The organism is Octadecabacter dasysiphoniae (assembly GCF_021532615.1).
Taxonomy (GTDB): Bacteria; Pseudomonadota; Alphaproteobacteria; order Rhodobacterales; family Rhodobacteraceae; genus Octadecabacter; species Octadecabacter dasysiphoniae.
In genome coordinates this window covers 413,502-429,624 of record NZ_JAKGAQ010000002.1, presented here as the reverse complement: position 1 = coordinate 429,624, position 16,123 = coordinate 413,502, and the positions used below count along the sequence as shown (strand labels likewise).

General features: G+C 57.3%; 16 protein-coding genes. 7 read left to right on the top strand and 9 right to left on the bottom strand.

The window, feature by feature from the left end:
- Positions 1-50: 50 nt before the first annotated feature.
- On the top strand, positions 51-998 hold the full coding sequence (locus L0664_RS08990) for an L-threonylcarbamoyladenylate synthase (RefSeq protein ID WP_235225317.1): 948 nt from the start codon (positions 51-53) through the stop codon (positions 996-998).
- Here the strand turns inward: L0664_RS08990 and L0664_RS08985 are convergent.
- Positions 995-1,561, bottom strand: a complete 567-nt coding sequence (locus tag L0664_RS08985; RefSeq protein ID WP_235225316.1) for a YqgE/AlgH family protein — start codon at positions 1,559-1,561, stop codon at positions 995-997. The genes L0664_RS08990 and L0664_RS08985 overlap by 4 nt on opposite strands.
- 121 nt (positions 1,562-1,682) lie before the next feature.
- Between L0664_RS08985 and L0664_RS08980 the strand changes: the two genes are divergently transcribed.
- Positions 1,683-2,483 (top strand): protein-disulfide reductase DsbD domain-containing protein, encoded by an 801-nt coding sequence (locus L0664_RS08980; RefSeq protein ID WP_235225315.1) that lies wholly within the window; start codon positions 1,683-1,685, stop codon positions 2,481-2,483.
- Here the strand turns inward: L0664_RS08980 and L0664_RS08975 are convergent.
- From L0664_RS08975 to L0664_RS08960, 4 genes are all read right to left on the bottom strand, one after another.
- Positions 2,480-5,848, bottom strand: coding sequence for an efflux RND transporter permease subunit (locus L0664_RS08975; protein WP_235225314.1), 3,369 nt, complete (start codon positions 5,846-5,848; stop codon positions 2,480-2,482). The two genes, L0664_RS08980 and L0664_RS08975, sit on opposite strands and share 4 nt — an antisense overlap.
- 3 nt (positions 5,849-5,851) lie before the next feature.
- The gene (locus L0664_RS08970; RefSeq protein ID WP_235225313.1) at positions 5,852-7,309 is read right to left on the bottom strand and encodes an efflux RND transporter periplasmic adaptor subunit; all 1,458 of its coding nucleotides are present in this window, start codon (positions 7,307-7,309) and stop codon (positions 5,852-5,854) included.
- Positions 7,310-7,400: 91 nt separating this feature from the next.
- A complete protein-coding gene (gene moaB, locus L0664_RS08965; protein ID WP_235225312.1) occupies positions 7,401-7,940 on the bottom strand; it encodes a molybdenum cofactor biosynthesis protein B in 540 nt (179 codons plus the stop codon).
- Positions 7,937-8,716 carry a uracil-DNA glycosylase gene (locus L0664_RS08960; protein WP_235225311.1) on the bottom strand — a complete coding sequence of 260 codons (780 nt, stop codon included), beginning with the start codon at positions 8,714-8,716 and terminating at the stop codon, positions 7,937-7,939. The genes moaB and L0664_RS08960 overlap by 4 nt, the downstream gene beginning before the upstream one ends.
- A 97-nt stretch (positions 8,717-8,813) precedes the next feature.
- Between L0664_RS08960 and L0664_RS08955 the strand changes: the two genes are divergently transcribed.
- The 5 genes from L0664_RS08955 to plsY are packed head-to-tail and all read left to right on the top strand — an operon-like array spanning position 8,814 to position 12,665.
- Entirely contained in the window at positions 8,814-9,776 is a 963-nt protein-coding gene (locus L0664_RS08955; RefSeq protein ID WP_235225310.1) for an aspartate carbamoyltransferase catalytic subunit, read from the top strand.
- A complete protein-coding gene (locus L0664_RS08950) occupies positions 9,773-10,201 on the top strand; it encodes a hypothetical protein (protein WP_235225309.1) in 429 nt (142 codons plus the stop codon). Before L0664_RS08955 ends, L0664_RS08950 begins: the two co-directional genes overlap by 4 nt.
- Positions 10,188-10,754: a hypothetical protein gene (locus tag L0664_RS08945; RefSeq protein WP_235225308.1), complete on the top strand. Its 567-nt coding sequence runs from the start codon at positions 10,188-10,190 to the stop codon at positions 10,752-10,754. Before L0664_RS08950 ends, L0664_RS08945 begins: the two co-directional genes overlap by 14 nt.
- Positions 10,755-10,795: 41 nt before the next feature.
- Positions 10,796-12,064, top strand: a complete 1,269-nt coding sequence (gene pyrC, locus L0664_RS08940) for a dihydroorotase (protein WP_235225307.1) — start codon at positions 10,796-10,798, stop codon at positions 12,062-12,064.
- On the top strand, positions 12,057-12,665 hold the full coding sequence (gene plsY / locus L0664_RS08935; RefSeq protein WP_235225306.1) for a glycerol-3-phosphate 1-O-acyltransferase PlsY: 609 nt from the start codon (positions 12,057-12,059) through the stop codon (positions 12,663-12,665). The genes pyrC and plsY overlap by 8 nt, the downstream gene beginning before the upstream one ends.
- Here the strand turns inward: plsY and L0664_RS08930 are convergent.
- From L0664_RS08930 to L0664_RS08915, 4 genes are all read right to left on the bottom strand, one after another.
- Positions 12,662-13,357, bottom strand: a complete 696-nt coding sequence (locus L0664_RS08930; RefSeq protein WP_235225305.1) for a peptidoglycan recognition protein family protein — start codon at positions 13,355-13,357, stop codon at positions 12,662-12,664. The genes plsY and L0664_RS08930 overlap by 4 nt on opposite strands.
- A 93-nt stretch (positions 13,358-13,450) precedes the next feature.
- On the bottom strand, positions 13,451-14,821 hold the full coding sequence (locus L0664_RS08925; protein WP_235225304.1) for a glutamate--cysteine ligase: 1,371 nt from the start codon (positions 14,819-14,821) through the stop codon (positions 13,451-13,453).
- A 59-nt stretch (positions 14,822-14,880) separates the two neighbouring features.
- Positions 14,881-15,390 (bottom strand): hypothetical protein, encoded by a 510-nt coding sequence (locus tag L0664_RS08920; protein WP_235225303.1) that lies wholly within the window; start codon positions 15,388-15,390, stop codon positions 14,881-14,883.
- Entirely contained in the window at positions 15,387-16,118 is a 732-nt protein-coding gene (locus tag L0664_RS08915; RefSeq protein WP_235225302.1) for a 16S rRNA (uracil(1498)-N(3))-methyltransferase, read from the bottom strand. Before L0664_RS08915 ends, L0664_RS08920 begins: the two co-directional genes overlap by 4 nt.
- Positions 16,119-16,123 lie beyond the last annotated feature (5 nt).

Below are 16,123 nucleotides of genomic sequence, written 5' to 3'. Positions count from 1 at the left end.
TTCCGAAAGGCTAAACCCATGGGCCAAACCCGCAACCAAAACGCGACGTCATGAAGAAAGTGACGACACGCACATTTGCGGCGAACGATGCTGGGTTCACCGCCTCTGCGGCTGTTCTGGCGGCAGGTGGATTGATCGCTTTTCCAACAGAAACGGTTTACGGGCTGGGCGTAGACGCGCGCAACACCGAAGCCGTCGCGCGGCTTTATGATGCCAAGGGCCGACCGAGCTTTAATCCGCTTATCGTGCATGTCGCATCTTTGGCGCAGGCCGAGGCATTTGTTGAATTTGACGAAGTTTCAAAGGGTTTGGCACAGGCATTCTGGCCGGGTGCGCTGACGTTGGTTCTGCCACTGCGCGCAGATTCGGGGATTTCTCGGTTGGTTACAGCCGGCCTTGATAGTTTGGCGATCCGCGTGCCGGATCACGCAGTGGCGCGGGGTTTGATGGGGGCTTTTGCAGGGCCGATTGCGGCGCCGTCCGCCAATCCATCAGGGCAGATCAGCCCGACAAAGTTCGCGCATGTTGCGGATCAAATGACAGGCCGCATCGATGGAATTATTGATGGTGGGGACTGTGGCGTTGGCCTCGAATCGACCATCGTGGCAACGCAACCTGTGCCAACATTGTTGCGCGCAGGTGGAATCCCGACAGAAGCGATCGAGGCGGCGCTGGGCTCTCCGTTGGTCCGCGCAGGGGAAACTGGCGCGCCTTCTTCGCCCGGGCAACTGGCATCCCATTATGCCCCGAATGGCACCGTTCGGTTGAATGCTGAGAACGCTGAGCAGGGGGAAACCTTACTTGGTTTTGGCGCAGTCGATGCCGCAGTCAACCTGTCGCCATCCGGTGATCTGGTCGAAGCGGCGGCGCGTTTGTTTGATGCCTTGCATCAGTTGAATGCACTTGGCGCGCAAAGGATTGCGGTATCACCGATCCCTGAACGGGGTCTTGGCCGCGCAATCAATGATCGGCTTCGCCGCGCAGCCGCCCCGCGCTAGGCCGTTCCGCCACTGGTCGAAAGCATCAAAGGATCAATCCCGAGCGTCTTAAGCGCCGCGGTCCATTTGTGTTCTGCGGCGCGGCCAAACAGGATGTCTTCGACCGCATCACACACCAGCCATCCGTTGCTGACCAGTTCACTTTCCAGTTGGCCCGGCCCCCAACCTGCATACCCCAACCCAAGCATTGACCGTTTCGGCCCATTGCCCATTGCGATGTCTTCCAGAATATCAAGCGTCGCAGTCATTGCGATCCCGCCGCCGACTTCCATCGTACCTGCGCCAGACACGTAATCTGATGTATGCAGCACGAACCCGCGCCCGGTTTCAACGGGCCCGCCAAAATGAATACGCACATCGACGGCCACGTCGCCTTCTTCAATCGAAAGCTGTTCCAAAAGGTCAGTCAGGCGGACCTCGGGCGTGGGTTTGTTGATGATCAGCCCCATGGCACCATCGCTTGAATGCGCACACATATAGACCACTGCGTGATCAAAACGCGGGTCACCCATGTCAGGCATCGCAATTAGGAATTTTCCGGTCAAATTGGTGCTGTTGGTCATCCCTTAATGATGGGGCCGCGCAGGCCAAGGTGCAAGGGTGCCCCACCGCCGTGCACCCCGCTGACATATCCCTGACCCAAACGTGACTTTCTTTTGTGCAGCGATTGGCACAGGAAGGGGCATGAAATCTCGAATTCTCTCATCACTTGTCGCGCTGTGTGTGGCGGCCCCAGTTTGGGCTGATCCCGCGAATGGCGTGGTTGAACTTGAAATTCTGCCGGGTTGGCGGACGGACAGTGGCACGCATATGGCGGGGCTTCAGGTGCGTCTTGCGCCGGGTTGGAAAACCTATTGGCGCTCTCCCGGTGATGGTGGCATCCCGCCGCGCTTTGGCTGGCAGGGATCGCAAAACCTTGACGGCGCCGCGTTACACTGGCCCGTTCCCGAGGTGTTTGAAGACAACGGAATGCGATCTATCGGCTATTCCACATCTGTGGTTATTCCGGTTGAATTGCGCGTGCCGGACGCTGGTGCGCCTGCGCAGATGCGCGGCCAAGTTCAGATCGGTGTGTGCGAAGAAATTTGTGTTCCGGTTTTGTTGGATTTTGATGCTTTGCTGCCCATTGGGGGCACACGTGATCCAGCCATTGTTGCGGCCCTTCTGGATCGCCCTCGGACCGCGCAAGAAGCAGGCGTTGGTGATGTGACTTGCCTGCTCGAACCTATGGAAGACGGGCTGCGCGTCACGGCGCAGATCGATATGGCGGCGATGGGCGGATATGAAGACGTCGTGATAGAAGCCGGTGACCAACGAGTTTGGGTGTCGCAACCGCAAACATGGCGCGACGGCAACGATCTGTTCGCGCGCGCTGACATGATCCACGTAAACGGGGGTGGTTTTGCACTGAACCGTTCCGAAATGCGGATTACGGTGCTTGCCAATGGTCAGTCGGTCGACATTCGTGGATGTGACGCGGGTTAGGCAGGTGTTTTGGCGCGGCCCACCAAAAGTGCCATCGCGATGTAGACAATCAGCAACCACACGAGCGTCACCGCAAGGAAAATGCCCATCGCCATCACCACACCACTGTTCAGCACCGGAAGAACGGCCCCCAAAATTGCCCATGGCGCGCCCGTCAGCATCATTGGTGCAACGATGGCAGCGAACAAACCAGCGGTGCCAAACACAGCGATACGGGTCGGAATTGCGATACCGCGTGACTTACTCGTGAACCCGCGCTTGGCTGATCCGATCTGCACGCCAACATCACCTTGCATCGCCATAAGCGATGGCACGATGAACAACACCAAAACCATACCAAACCCAAGTCCGTAGACCAATGTCACGACGGTTGGTTTCAGAAATTCTGCCTGTGATGATCCTTCGTATAGCAGCGGCGCGAGGCCCAGAACGGTCGTAAGCGTCGTTAACAAAACAGGGCGCAAACGATCACTTACACCATCGATGATCGCAGGGATCAGCGCGCGGGTTTCGGCGTATTCATCGATTGTTTTTACCAATACGATTGAATCGTTGATGATAATGCCCGTCATTCCCAACAGCCCGACAACCGTGAAAATTGACATCGGAATTTCCCACACGGCATGCCCGTAGATTGTGCCAATCAGGCCAAACGGGATGATCGCCATGACGACAATAGGGCGCGACCAGCTTTGGAAAATCCACGCCAGCACAAGGAAAATCCCGGTAAGGCAAAAGATCAGACCGACGCGCGCATCATTGAGGAATTCATCCTCTTGTTCGCTCAGGCCTGACAAAGACGTCGAAACACTGAACGCGGCCTCAATGCGGGGCAGGATGTCTTCTTGGATCAGGGTCTGGATTTCTGCGGCGCGATCTGCGTCATCGTCCGTGAGGTCGCCCGTAACCGAAATCAACTGCACACCATTTTCACGCTGTACTGTCGAAAACCCAGTGCGCGATTGCACAGTTACAATGTCCGCAAGCGGCACATAAGCACCGGACGCCGCGCGCATCTGTGTGCGATCGATGAAATCTGCCGTCAGCTCTCCTGAGGGAAGCTCAACACGAATCGTCGCAGACCGTGGGCCGTCCGGATATGTGGCGGCTTCAATCCCGCCCAAACGATTGCGCAGAACGCGACCCAAACCATCAATCGTGAACCCGAGCGCTTGGCCTTGTGGCGTGAGTTCAAGGATCAGTTCTTCTTTGTCATAAGACAGGGAATCCTCAACCGCCGAAACCTCTCCGAATTGCTCAAGCTCAGTCTTAAGCGCTTCTGCGGCAGCCTTCAGGATTTCAGAATTCGCGCCGAACAATTGCACGTCAATATCGTCACCGCCGGGCCCGCTGCCCCAACTGCGAAACGACACCGTTTCGACCATCGGGTGGCGGATCACACGATCCTGCAATTCAGCCACGAAGGCGAAGCTGGAATAGGGGCGGCTGTCCGCATCGATCAATTCAATGGCAATCGCGCCCAATTGGTCCGCATCTTTGGTGTCTGCGCCTGCAATACCACGGCCCGAATTACCGCCCACTTCTGCGATGGCGTAATCAACGGGGTTCGCGCTATAGCGTTCCTCGTATTCAAGACCCAACGCCTCTGTCACGTCTTGCAATGATTGCATCATCTCAAGCGTATCTTGGCGTGTGGCACCGGGCAGCATCGCGAAATTGCCTGTGACACTGCCTTGTTCGGGGGCGTTAAAGAACCGCCATTGCACGTCGCCACGGATCAATGATCCCGCCTGCACGGCCAACAACAACAAGGCAATCGCGATCACAGGATAGCGCGCCCAGATGACACCCGCCATGAACGGGCGGAACAGCGTTTCTTTGACCCAGTCAAACCCACGGTTCACAACCCGCGATGGCGCGTCATACCATTTGTCGCCACTGCTTGCGGCCAAGGCTTTGTACATGTGATGCGGCAGGATCAGAAAGCATTCGATCAGCGATGCGATTAGAACAACGATGACGGTAAACGGGATATCAGCGATCAAATCACCGAACCGTCCGCCAACCAAAACCAGCGCAAAGAAGGCAATGATCGTCGTAAGAGTGGCGGAAAACACCGGGCTGAACATCTTTTTGGCCGCATTTTCAGCGGCTTGTGCTGGGCTTTCGCCAAGTTTTCGATGGCGATAATCGGCGTGTTCGCCAACGACAATCGCATCGTCGACCACAATGCCCAAGGTGATGATCAGGCCGAACAAAGAAATCATATTGATGGTCAGTCCAGCGGCATACATCAGCGCAATCGCACCGCCCATGGCAACCGGAATGCCAGCGGCAACCCAGAACGCCGTGCGCGCATTCAGGAACATGAACAAAAGGGCCACAACCAACGCGAGGCCCAGCAGCGCGTTTTCGTAAAGAATGTTCAAACGGCCTGTAATCAGTTCGGCGCGTGCGCGGATAAGATCAATACTTGTGCCAGCGGGTAAGGTGGCGGCATAGGCCTGCGCGACTTCCTCAACGGTTGCTTGCACTTTAATCGCATCACCTGTGGCCGCACGATCAACGCGGATCGTGATGGCTGAATCCGTGCCGACAAAATAGGCGCGGGCGCGATCAACGCCTTCGGTAAATACCCGTGCGACGTCACCAATCGTCAGCGCTGCGCCATTGGCGTCCGTGCGCAGAACAATCGCTTCGATTTCATCAGCCGTGCGTTTTTCGACACCTGTACGCACGCGCGCAGCACCAGAAACATCGCCAGCTGGATCTGCGTTCACCTCTTGCGCAATTGCGTCAGAAATTTCGGCCATCGTGATGTCGTATTGAATTAGCGCAAGCGACGGAACTTCGATGATCGTTGAGGGTGCCGCGACCCCGCGAATGGTTGTCCGTGTTACGCCTTGTGCAAACAAACGCACCGTAAATTCATCGGCAAAGCGGCCCAATTGTTCAGGCGCCACGGGTCCGGTTATCACCACGTCCGTCACGCGGTCTGACCATTGCCCGCGCCGCACGTTCGGGTCTTCCGCGTCTTCGGGCAGATTGGACGTTGCATCAACGGCCAATTGCACATCCTCTGTCGCCTTGGCCATGTCCCAACCGGGCTCGAACTCCATGCTGATGCGTGCGGACCCTTCGGATGATGTGGATGATGTGTTGGTCACGCCTTCCACGCCCAGCAGTGCGGGTTGCAGCACTTGGATAATCGCATCATCAACGTCTTCTGCGCCCGCACCGGACCACGCAACCGATACTGTCACATTGTCTACGATCACATCGGGGAAAAACTGTGCGCGCATCTTCGGATAAGCGAACAAACCGGCGGCCAACATGATGACCATCAACAGGTTCGCCGCTGTGCGGTGGCGCGTAAGATAAGACAGAATACCGCTGGGATTCATGATCTAGGTTCCCATCCGCGCTTCGAGGTCATTGACCACATCGGCAGGCACTTCGTCTTGTTCCAACTGGCCAATGATGCGGGATTTGACGGGCGGTGGCATCCGCGATCCTTCGACATACGCGACCAATCGCGCGCGCCGTTCTGGATCAAGCGTCAGCATCTCGGGCGGTTCTGGAACAACAGCGGCAGCGTCTGGATCAATCGGTTGCACCGCAATTCCGGCCCCCAACAACGGAGAGCGTTCGGCTACAATCAGTCGCCCGTCAAGCTCGGGTGCGCGAATGATGACATCATTTCCCTGACGGCGCAAAAGCTCTACGGCGACTTCGGACAGGCGGTTTTCAGCGTCCAACACAAGTGCCGTATCATCGGCTGCGATTGCGGTCGCAGGGACCAAGGCGACACCGCGCAGGGCAGGTTCGGTCACACGGATCGTCACGAAATCCCCGGCGCGCAGGCCGGACGCGTCATCAAGACGGGCAAACAGCAAACGACCTGTCTGACCTTCGCCAACGCTCGCACTTTCGCGGGTGATCTGGCCGGATGCAGTCAGGGTCAATCCCTGCGCCTCAAGCTCAACGGTGACGGGGGCAGACATAAGCCCGCCGTCGTCACCCGTCAGGCGCGCGTATTGCGCCGTGGACAGGCGAAACGACACCTCAAGATTGTCCTTGTCGATCAATTCACCCAGCTGTTCGTTCGCTGTTACGCGCAGCCCTTGGGCAATGTTAACATCAGACATAGTGCCGCCAAATGGCGCGGTAATTTCAGTATCCGCCAGCGCACGATTTGCATCCGCAAGGTTCAGGCGCGCACGATCCAGTTGGGTGGCCGCCTGATCCAAACGCGCTTGTGCTGAGGCTTCGGACTGACGACGCGACAATACGGCCTGATTGGCGGCCGACAGCGCCAGTTCAACGGTTTCAATTGCAGCGGCGGTGCCAACCCCGCGATCCGCCAGATCCTGTTGGCGGGTCAGCGCCTGCGTGCGTAAATTTGCCTGTGCCTGTGCCGCGGCCAGCTCATCGCGCTCAAGGATCAAAGCGCGGTCGGCGTCGCGCACTTCGGCTTCGGCGTCGCGCAGGTCGGCAACAAGACGGTCACGGTCAGATTGCGCATCGCGTGGATCAATCCTGACCAGCAATTCACCCATTTCCACCCGTCCGCCATCGACAAAGTTTGGCGATACCTCAAGAACAGTACCGCCCGTCAACGCCCGCAGCGCAAAGGTGTTGGTGCTGTTCAGCTCTCCGAAGGCGGTCAATTCCGGTTCGATCATCCTCGGTGTCACCGTCACGACGTTGACGGATAAAATCCGTTCACGTTGCGGGAAACTGCGCGGTTCGGCGTTCAGGCGCTCTTGCACCGCGAGGCGAACAGTATTTCCAGCCCATGCGAATAAAGACAGCGTTACGGCCAGCAAAAATACCCCGACGAGGCTTCGTCTTAAAAACTGCATGACTTAATCCTAATTCGGGGTCCCAAAAAACGGTCGCGTTTGCCGCATGCGGCAGTCTTATGAATTACGTTAGATGTCGCATGACGGATCACTATTTCCGCCGTTTGCCTTCATCCAAGCGTGGTAAAATCTCAACGAAATTGCAGGGTTGGTGGCGATAATCCAACTGTTTGACTAAAATTTCGTCCCAAGCGTCCTTGCAGGCACCCGTGCTGCCGGGCAGGGCAAACAGATAGGTGCCATTGGCCACCCCACCTGTCGCGCGGCTTTGAACAGCGCTGGTTCCGATCTTGTTCATTGAAACGATGGTGAAAACCGTTCCAAAAGCGTCGATCTCTTTTTCATAGACGTCGCGGTGGGCTTCCACGGTCACATCGCGCCCTGTCAGGCCAGTGCCGCCCGTCGTCAGGATCACGTCAATATTTTCGTCGCCACACCATGTGCGCAACTGGTCCGCGATATCGGCCCTCTCGTCGCGCAGGATTTTTCGATCTGCAAGGATGTGGCCGGCGTCTGTCAACCGGTCCACCAAAGTTTGGCCCGACCGGTCTTCGTCGATCCCACGGGTGTCGCTCACGCTCAGGATCGCGATCCGTACGGGGATGAATTCACGGGTGTCACCAATGGTCATGACAGGCCTTTCAGGCGGGATTTAAGGGACAAAAGGTCTGCCCATGCATCGCGTTTTGCCGACCCATTTTGCAACAAATAGGACGGGGCGAACATCGGGATCGCGGGAAGGTCTGCCGCGTCTGTCCAACCGCCGCGCAGGCGTGTCATACCGTTTTTGCCCAGCAATGCCTGACACGGGCCATTGCCCATCAAGACCAGCACTTTGGGTGCGGCCAGCGCAATGTGGCGTTCTAGAAACGGGCGCAACATAGCCAGTTCCGCTGCATTGGGTTCGCGGTTTTGTGGCGGGTTCCAAGGGCAGGCGGGCACGATGTAGACGGGTGCTTCACCGCTGCGCCCCATACCGATTGCACCCAACATTTTATCCAACAGCACACCGGATCGGCCCACAAACATCGCGCCTGCTTTGTCTTCTTCGCGGTCCGGTGCATCTGAAATGATCATAACGTCGGCGCCCACCGCCCCACCCGCGAACACCATATTGCGCGCACCAGCCTTTAGCGCGCAGTGTTCAAACGCTAACATCGCAGCGCGCAATCCATCGAGGTCTTGCGCGGCAGCGGCAGCGTCCTTGGCCACCGCGACAGCGTCAACTTCGACAGGTTCGGGAATGCCGGGTGTCGCGTTTTCGACCGCGACGGCCTTTGGAACGGGCTTTTTGGCATCAAGCGCATAGCAGTCAATCGGGGCGTCGCAGATGGCCTCATCCGCGCCCATTTCGACTTGCCAGTCGAGGGCTGCCTTCGCGCCCCAAAATTCTGTTGCCGATTCCATGCGCCATCTTACCGCGCCCTCGTGCGGAGTTCACGCGCTGATCTTGCCGACCCGTCGCTGCATCCATATAAGCGCCGTTAGTCAAACCGGAGGTCCCATGACATTTCGCGCGCAACACCTGCTTGGGATCGAACACCTCCACCCGTCTGAAATAACCAGTCTTCTCGACCTTGCGGATAAATACGCCGAGGATAACCGCAAAGGCCGCGCGCACCGCGATGTCCTTGAAGGCCTGACCCAGATCAACATGTTCTTCGAGAATTCGACCCGCACACAGGCGAGTTTTGAGATCGCGGGTAAACGCCTTGGCGCTGACGTGATGAACATGGCGATGCAGGCCAGCTCGATCAAAAAGGGTGAAACCCTGATCGACACAGCGCTGACGCTGAACGCGATGCGGCCCGATCTATTGGTCGTGCGCCACCCTCATTCCGGGGCCGTGGATTTGCTGGCCCAAAAGGTGAATTGCGCGGTGCTGAACGCGGGCGACGGTCGTCACGAACACCCCACGCAAGCCTTGCTTGATGCCTTGACGATACGGCGTGCCAAGGGGCGTTTGCATCGCCTGTCCATCGCGATCTGTGGTGATGTGGCGCACAGCCGTGTGGCACGCTCCAACATCATGTTGCTCGGTAAAATGGAAAACCGCGTGCGCCTCGTTGGCCCGCCGACGTTGCTGCCCAGCGGTGTCGAAGACCTCGGCGTTGAGGTGTTTCACGACATGCGCGAAGGACTGGAAGATGTCGATGTTGTCATGATGTTGCGCCTTCAAAAAGAACGCATGGATGGCGGTTTCATCCCGTCCGAACGAGAATATTTCCACCGCTACGGATTGGACGCCGAAAAACTGTCCCATGCCAAAGAAGACGCCATCGTGATGCACCCCGGCCCGATGAACCGCGGCGTGGAAATTGACGGCACAATCGCGGATGACATCAACCGCAGCGTGATCCAGGAACAGGTCGAAATGGGGGTCGCCGTCCGCATGGCCGCGATGGATTTATTGGCGCGCAATTTGCGGGCTGCACGCGGGGCACGCGCCGCCGGGGTTATGGTGTGACCGACGCGCCCCCCCTGAACGAAGGCGAGGTGATCGTGTTTGACCATCTGCCAAGCCATCGTACCTTCCGGCGCGCCGCTGTGTTTTTGCTGTTGGTCAGCCTTGTACCTACGCTCATCTTTGCCCTCGTTTTCCCCGATACCCTCTGGATTATGCTGCCGCTGTTTTTGGCTTGTATGCTGTTGGTGCAAGAACGGTTCAAACTGGGCCGCCACCGCGCTTGGATCACGAACCGCCGGATTATCCTGCAAGATGGCACCGCGATTGATCTGGCAGATGTGGTTGAAACCAAAGCCCGGTCGGTTGTCGTCGGGGTGCGCCACGGGGCGGATCGCGCGATGCTGCCGCTGTATTACGCGGCAGACGGTGAAACGCTCGCAGCCGCCATCGACACCGCAAGGGGAGCGAGTGATGACACAGATTGATCCGAACACGGTAACCGCGCAGGAACACGGTCTGATCCGTGTCTATTCCCTCGACGTTCCCAGCACTGATATTGAGATTTTCACCGTTGATGGCAGGATCGGGGCAGATGATCCTTGGCCGCTTCTTGACGCGCTCGGTGCCACCCATTTGGACGGTGATCATATTGAGGCGTTCGATATCGCCGACCTCGCTGGGATTGGTCTTGCTGAGTATCTTAGCACAGGGCACGGCGTATCTGAGGCGGACCTCGCGCCATATCTTGAATTGCTTGGTGCGGTATCAGGCCCCGTTGTTTTGGTGTTCAGCCGTGCCTTTGGTGGCATCGCACAAACGCTGACGCCTGAACGGCCGCTGGGCAATGTCGCGACATTTCGACAAGACAACGCACCCGTTACATTTGAACCTTTGCCGGACGAAAGCGCGCGTGGGCCTGTTGATGATACCCCACCGAAGAAACAGCCATCGGATGCGGCCATGGGGGGACGGGTGGCGACCATCGCATTACTGGTTATGGCCGCGTTGGTTTGGGTGATGATCAAGATTGCCGGTTAAAACGGTTTACGGACACGGCCCGCTTGGCCAAAAGGAATTTCATGAAGACGCATTTTAAAAACGCCCGCTTGATTGATCCCGAAACGGGCACCGATACCATCGGTGACGTGTTCGTTGCGGATGGCGTGATCGTCGAACACTGCACGCCCGACGACGTCATCGAGTGCGGCGGCAAATGCCTCGCGCCCGGTATCGTAGACATCGGCGTTAAAGTGTCCGAACCCGGTGAACGTCACAAAGAAAGTTTCGCATCTGCGGGTCGTGCTGCCGTTGCAGGTGGCATCACCACGATCGTCACGCGCCCCGATACAGATCCTGCCATCGATACACCGGAAGTTTTGGAATTCGTCGAACGACGCGCAGCGATTGATGCCGCCGTCAATGTTTTGCCAATGGCCGCCCTGACCAAAGAACGCGCGGGGCGCGAAATGACTGAAATCGGCTTCTTGATGGATGCGGGGGCCGTTGCCTTCACTGATTGTGACCGTGTGATCACCGATACCAAAGTATTCAGCCGTGCGCTGACTTATGCCAAATCCTGCGGTGCGCTGGTCATTGGCCACGTGCAAGAACCGGGGCTGTCGGCTGGCGGGTCTGTTACATCGGGAAAATTCGCGACCCTGCGTGGGTTGTCCGGAGTGTCCCCTATGGCCGAACGTATGGGGATCGACCGTGATATTGCCCTGCTGGAAATGACGGGTGCAGCCTATCACGTAGACCAGATCACGACCGCCCGCGCGCTGCCCGCGCTGGAACGTGCCAAAGCAAACGGGGTCGACATCACCGCCGGCGTTGGCGTTCACCATTTGACGCTAAATGAAATGGACGTCGCCGATTACCGTACATTCTTTAAGCTCAAGCCGCCCCTGCGCAGCGAAGACGACAGGCTTGCCGTGGTTGAGGCCGTGGCCTCGGGCGTGATCGATGTCATCTCGTCTATGCACACCCCGCAGGATGAAGAATCCAAACGATTGCCCTATGAGGAAGCCGCATCAGGGGCAGTTGCACTGGAAACATTGCTTCCGGCGGCGCTGCGGTTGGTTCATGCGGATCACATGGATTTGCCCGCGCTGTTTCGTGCGTTGTCGCTTAATCCTGCCAAACGTCTTGGCCTGAGCTGCGGACGTCTGGCGATTGGCGCCCCTGCTGACCTTGTACTGTTTGATCCTGATGCCAGCTACAAATTGGACCGCTTCAGCCTTCATTCCAAATCCAAGAACACGCCGTTTGACGGGGCGATTTTGCAGGGCCGCGTCATCGCGACCTATGTGGGCGGCGTGAACCAGACAAAGGTGTTGGCCAATGCCTGATATCGCAAGTTCAATCGATACCTATCTGTTTTGGGCTGTCATCGCCTACATTGTAGGGTCGATCCCCTTCGGTATGATCTTGGCGCGTGTGATGGGCCTCGGAAACTTGCGCGACATCGGGTCGGGTAATATCGGCGCGACGAATGTGTTGCGCACAGGGTCCAAAAAGGCTGCCGTGCTGACATTGCTGTTGGACGCCGGCAAGGGCGCGGTTGTTGTCCTGCTGGCACTTGAATACGCAAGACCGGATGCCGCCCAACTCGCTGCGTTTTGCGTGATGCTGGGCCATTGCTTTCCGGTCTGGCTCAAGTTTCGGGGCGGCAAGGGCGTCGCGACATTCCTTGGCTTGCTGTATGCGTTGGCATGGCCAGTTGGCATCGCTGCCTGCCTCACGTGGTTGGTCACAGCGGCCGTGTTTCGCTATTCATCGCTTGCGGCACTGGTTGCGGCAGCATCAACAGTCTTGTGGTGTCATATCCTTGGATCGCCAACAATTTACATGCTGTGCATCTTCCTGACGGCCCTTATTTTCTGGCGCCACGCAGGCAATATTCGCCGCTTGTTCGACAGAACCGAAAGTAAGATCGGATCAAAGGGTTAGCCGCCGTCGTGCACCACACGATCATTGGCGATCAGCGCAGCCCATGTGTTTTTGCCGACCACACCGTCGCGCACCAGCCCCTGTGTTGTTTGAAAATCCCGCACTTCTGCATCTGATTTCGGACCGAAAATACCATCGTCCTTGATCATCAAAAGCCGCTGAAGCTGTGCAACCGCCGATCCGCGATCCCCGCGCCGCAGCACGGGCATGTTGTTGGAATCTGTCGACGACGTGGCCGCAATCAGGGGTTTTGTGTTTGCCCCCGTCAGGCCCAATTGGCCAAATTCATTCAACGCAAGAACGTCCTTATACTCAAATACCGGACATGCCTTTGCTGCAACTTCGCGATGTCCGTGAAACGTCACCGCGCCGCTGTAGGCATTGTTAATCTGCACGCTGAGCGATTTGAGGGTGTCGAACTGGGCTGTGGTAAATTTCTCAAGCTTGAGGCCATGCAAGCAGATCGCGATGGACCCGCGATTGTGCCCGGATTGCGCGGCGGGCGCGCGTTCAAGATCGCGCCCCGCTTCAAGCGTGCCGTCTTTGCGAATAAACAGATGATATCCGACGCCAGACCAGCCCCGCTCTCGGTGCCAGCGATCCATCGTTGCGACATTGTCATGGTTGGCGTGATCGGATGCGGAACAGTGAATAAAAACACGGTCCACCCGACGATTTGGTTTATTGAACATGGGTGTCTCCTAAAAATTGAACAACGCCCCAGAAATATTTTGGGGAGTCGCGCAAACTTAGGATGAATGGGTTACCTAGCGTAAGTCAGGTATTCAGTAGCTGAACGCACCGTATATTTTGGACAAATCACCATTCCAGTCACCATTATAGTGATCCAGCAATTCATCTGCCGGCGTCTTACCCGTTTCAATGGATTCGTTCAGTGCGTTCAGGAAATGCGTTTCATCGGGTACCATGCCGCCCGCACCGGGCATGGCGCGGTTGCGCAATCCGGTTTGTGCAATTGCAACGGCTTCACGGGCGATGTCATGCATGGATTGGCCATTTACCTGCGCCTGAAGCCCGTGGATTGATGCCTCGACACGCCATGCTTCGCGGGTTTCTTCGTCCCAGTCTTTGCACAAATCCCAAGCAGCATCCAAAGCCTCTTGATCGTAGGTCAGGCCGACCCAGAATGCGGGCAGGGCGCACAGGCGGCGCCACGGGCCACCATCGGCCCCGCGCATTTCGATGAATTGCTTTAGGCGCGCCTCTGGAAAGGCGGTTGTCAGGTGGTCGGCCCAATCGGAAAGGGTCGGTGTTTCGCCGGGCAGAGCGGGCAATTTGCCGTTCAGGAAATCGCGGAACGACTGGCCAAGCGCATCCACGTATTCGCCATTTCGGTACACAAAATACATCGGCACATCGAGGGCATATTGCACCCAGGCTTCGAACCCGAACCCTTCTTCGAATACGAACGGCAACATTCCGGTGCGCGCATCATCCAAGTGCCGCCAAATCCGGCTGCGCCATGATTTGTGGCCATTCGGTTTGCCCTCAAAGAACGGCGAATTGGCGAACAATGCGGTCGCCACGGGTTGTAACGCAACCGCCACGCGCATCTTTTGGACCATGTCCGCTTCTGATCCGAAATCTAGGTTGACCTGAACCGTACAGGTCCGCCGCATCATCATTTTTCCGCTGGTGCCGACCTTATCCATATAAGCGTCCATCAGCTTATAGCGGCCCTTGGGCATCAGTGGCATTTCGTCGTGTGACCATTCTGGTGCGGCCCCAAGTCCGATGAATCCGACACCGATTTCGTCTGCAATGGATTTTACTTCGGCCAGATGGCTGTTCACTTCGTCACAGGTCTGATGGATCGATTCCACAGGTGCACCTGACAGTTCCAGTGCCCCACCGGGTTCCAAAGACACATTCGCGCCGTCTTTTTCCAACCCGATCAAAAAACCGCCTTCGGTTACGGGGGCCCAGCCGTAGCGGTCCCGCAGGCCGGACAAAACAGCCTCAATCGAACGTTCGCCAGAAAAGGGCAGGGGTTTGTGGGTGTCTTTGCAATAGCCGAATTTTTCGTGTTCGGTCCCGATGCGCCAATCTGCTTTGGGTTTGCATCCATCCGCAAGGTATTGCGCGAGCTGGTCGTGATGTGTGATCGGGCCGCCGCCGGACTGTGGAATGGACATGGGTAGCGCTCCGAGTTTTGCTATCAGGAATTCAGACGTGGCCGAGGCCGCGCCTCGTGTCAATGCAGACGTGTGTAAGGCTTATGATCAGGGGCCATCCAGACCGTCATTTGCGCAGGGCGTGTGCGCTGTAGCACAGACAACATGTATTCGGTCTTAATGCCGGGCAGGGCAAGGAAGACATCAAACAGTGCTTCGACCCCCATCGCGTTTGTGGGAATATCGATGTAATTTCCATCTGCGTTGATCAATCGCCATGCGGGCGCTGGTGTCAGATCCAGCTGAACCATGAGGTCCAGATCCGCCACGCCGCCATCCAGCGGGCCAAGATATGTGACACGGCGTTCATCCAGCGTCACGACGCCGGGCCCGTCCCCATCTGATTTGAACCGCACTTTCTGGGCGGCTGAAAAGGCAAGCATAGCCCCCAGCGCGGCCATCCCCCAACCGATCCATTGCACGATTCCGAAGGAAACTGTGCCCCACCATAACCCGACAGCAGCCAGCGCCAGCGCAGCAATAACTTCGCGCCAACGCCATAGACCATCACGTATTTCGGGTCTGATCATGTCCAATCCCCCAAGGAGTGTTGCCACAGCGTCAGCGCCGATACCGCAGCAGTGTCGGCACGCAAAATACGCGGGCCAAGGCTGATGGGGTGGGCGCATGACATTGCGAGTAGGGCGTCGCGTTCGCGGTCAGAAAATCCGCCTTCCGGGCCGATGAAAATCGCCCATGGGCCGGTGTCTGTTGGGAGGGCCGCTTTTTCACCCACCATTGCCTCATCGCAAAACAGGATGTGGCGGGATTGATCCCAGCCCGCCAACAGCTTGTTAAATTTTGCGACATCGTCCACGGGCGGCACAAACGTCCCGCCGCATTGCTCGGCTGCCTCAAGCGCATGGGCCTGCAATTTGTCGGTGCGTACGCGATTGGCAGATTGGGTGTATTCCGTCTGGACGGGAACAATCCGCGCCGCGCCCAGCTCAGTCGCCTTTTCCACAATGAAAGACGTGCGATCCTTTTTGATAGGCGCAAACACCAGCCAGACATCGGGTGGCATTTGCAAAGGCGCTGTGCGTTCCAAACATTCCAGCACACCACCGCGCTTGGAACTTTCCACAACACCGGCGCGCCATTCGCCATCCTTGCCATTAAACAAAGACACATCATCCCCAGCCCCAAGGCGCATGACGCCAAACAGATAATGCGCCTGTTCACGTGACAGCGTGACCCTTTTGTCAGGGCCCAAAGGGTGGTCTATATACAGACGAATGCGTGATGAACTTCTGGCCATGGGAT

What these genes read in the sequence shown, in the direction of transcription:
- L0664_RS08970 (WP_235225313.1), bottom strand. Translation starts at nt 7,309, where the DNA reads ATGCAGTTTTTAAGACGAAGCCTCGTCGGGGTATTTTTGCTGGCCGTA.
- plsY (WP_235225306.1), top strand. Translation starts at nt 12,057, where the DNA reads ATGCCTGATATCGCAAGTTCAATCGATACCTATCTGTTTTGGGCTGTC.
- L0664_RS08930 (WP_235225305.1), bottom strand. Translation starts at nt 13,357, where the DNA reads ATGTTCAATAAACCAAATCGTCGGGTGGACCGTGTTTTTATTCACTGT.
- L0664_RS08920 (WP_235225303.1), bottom strand. Translation starts at nt 15,390, where the DNA reads ATGATCAGACCCGAAATACGTGATGGTCTATGGCGTTGGCGCGAAGTT.
- L0664_RS08985 (WP_235225316.1), bottom strand. Translation starts at nt 1,561, where the DNA reads ATGACCAACAGCACCAATTTGACCGGAAAATTCCTAATTGCGATGCCT.
- L0664_RS08925 (WP_235225304.1), bottom strand. Translation starts at nt 14,821, where the DNA reads ATGTCCATTCCACAGTCCGGCGGCGGCCCGATCACACATCACGACCAG.
- L0664_RS08945 (WP_235225308.1), top strand. Translation starts at nt 10,188, where the DNA reads ATGACACAGATTGATCCGAACACGGTAACCGCGCAGGAACACGGTCTG.
- L0664_RS08975 (WP_235225314.1), bottom strand. Translation starts at nt 5,848, where the DNA reads ATGAATCCCAGCGGTATTCTGTCTTATCTTACGCGCCACCGCACAGCG.
- pyrC (WP_235225307.1), top strand. Translation starts at nt 10,796, where the DNA reads ATGAAGACGCATTTTAAAAACGCCCGCTTGATTGATCCCGAAACGGGC.
- moaB (WP_235225312.1), bottom strand. Translation starts at nt 7,940, where the DNA reads ATGACCATTGGTGACACCCGTGAATTCATCCCCGTACGGATCGCGATC.
- L0664_RS08960 (WP_235225311.1), bottom strand. Translation starts at nt 8,716, where the DNA reads ATGGAATCGGCAACAGAATTTTGGGGCGCGAAGGCAGCCCTCGACTGG.
- L0664_RS08915 (WP_235225302.1), bottom strand. Translation starts at nt 16,118, where the DNA reads ATGGCCAGAAGTTCATCACGCATTCGTCTGTATATAGACCACCCTTTG.
- L0664_RS08980 (WP_235225315.1), top strand. Translation starts at nt 1,683, where the DNA reads ATGAAATCTCGAATTCTCTCATCACTTGTCGCGCTGTGTGTGGCGGCC.
- L0664_RS08990 (WP_235225317.1), top strand. Translation starts at nt 51, where the DNA reads ATGAAGAAAGTGACGACACGCACATTTGCGGCGAACGATGCTGGGTTC.
- L0664_RS08955 (WP_235225310.1), top strand. Translation starts at nt 8,814, where the DNA reads ATGACATTTCGCGCGCAACACCTGCTTGGGATCGAACACCTCCACCCG.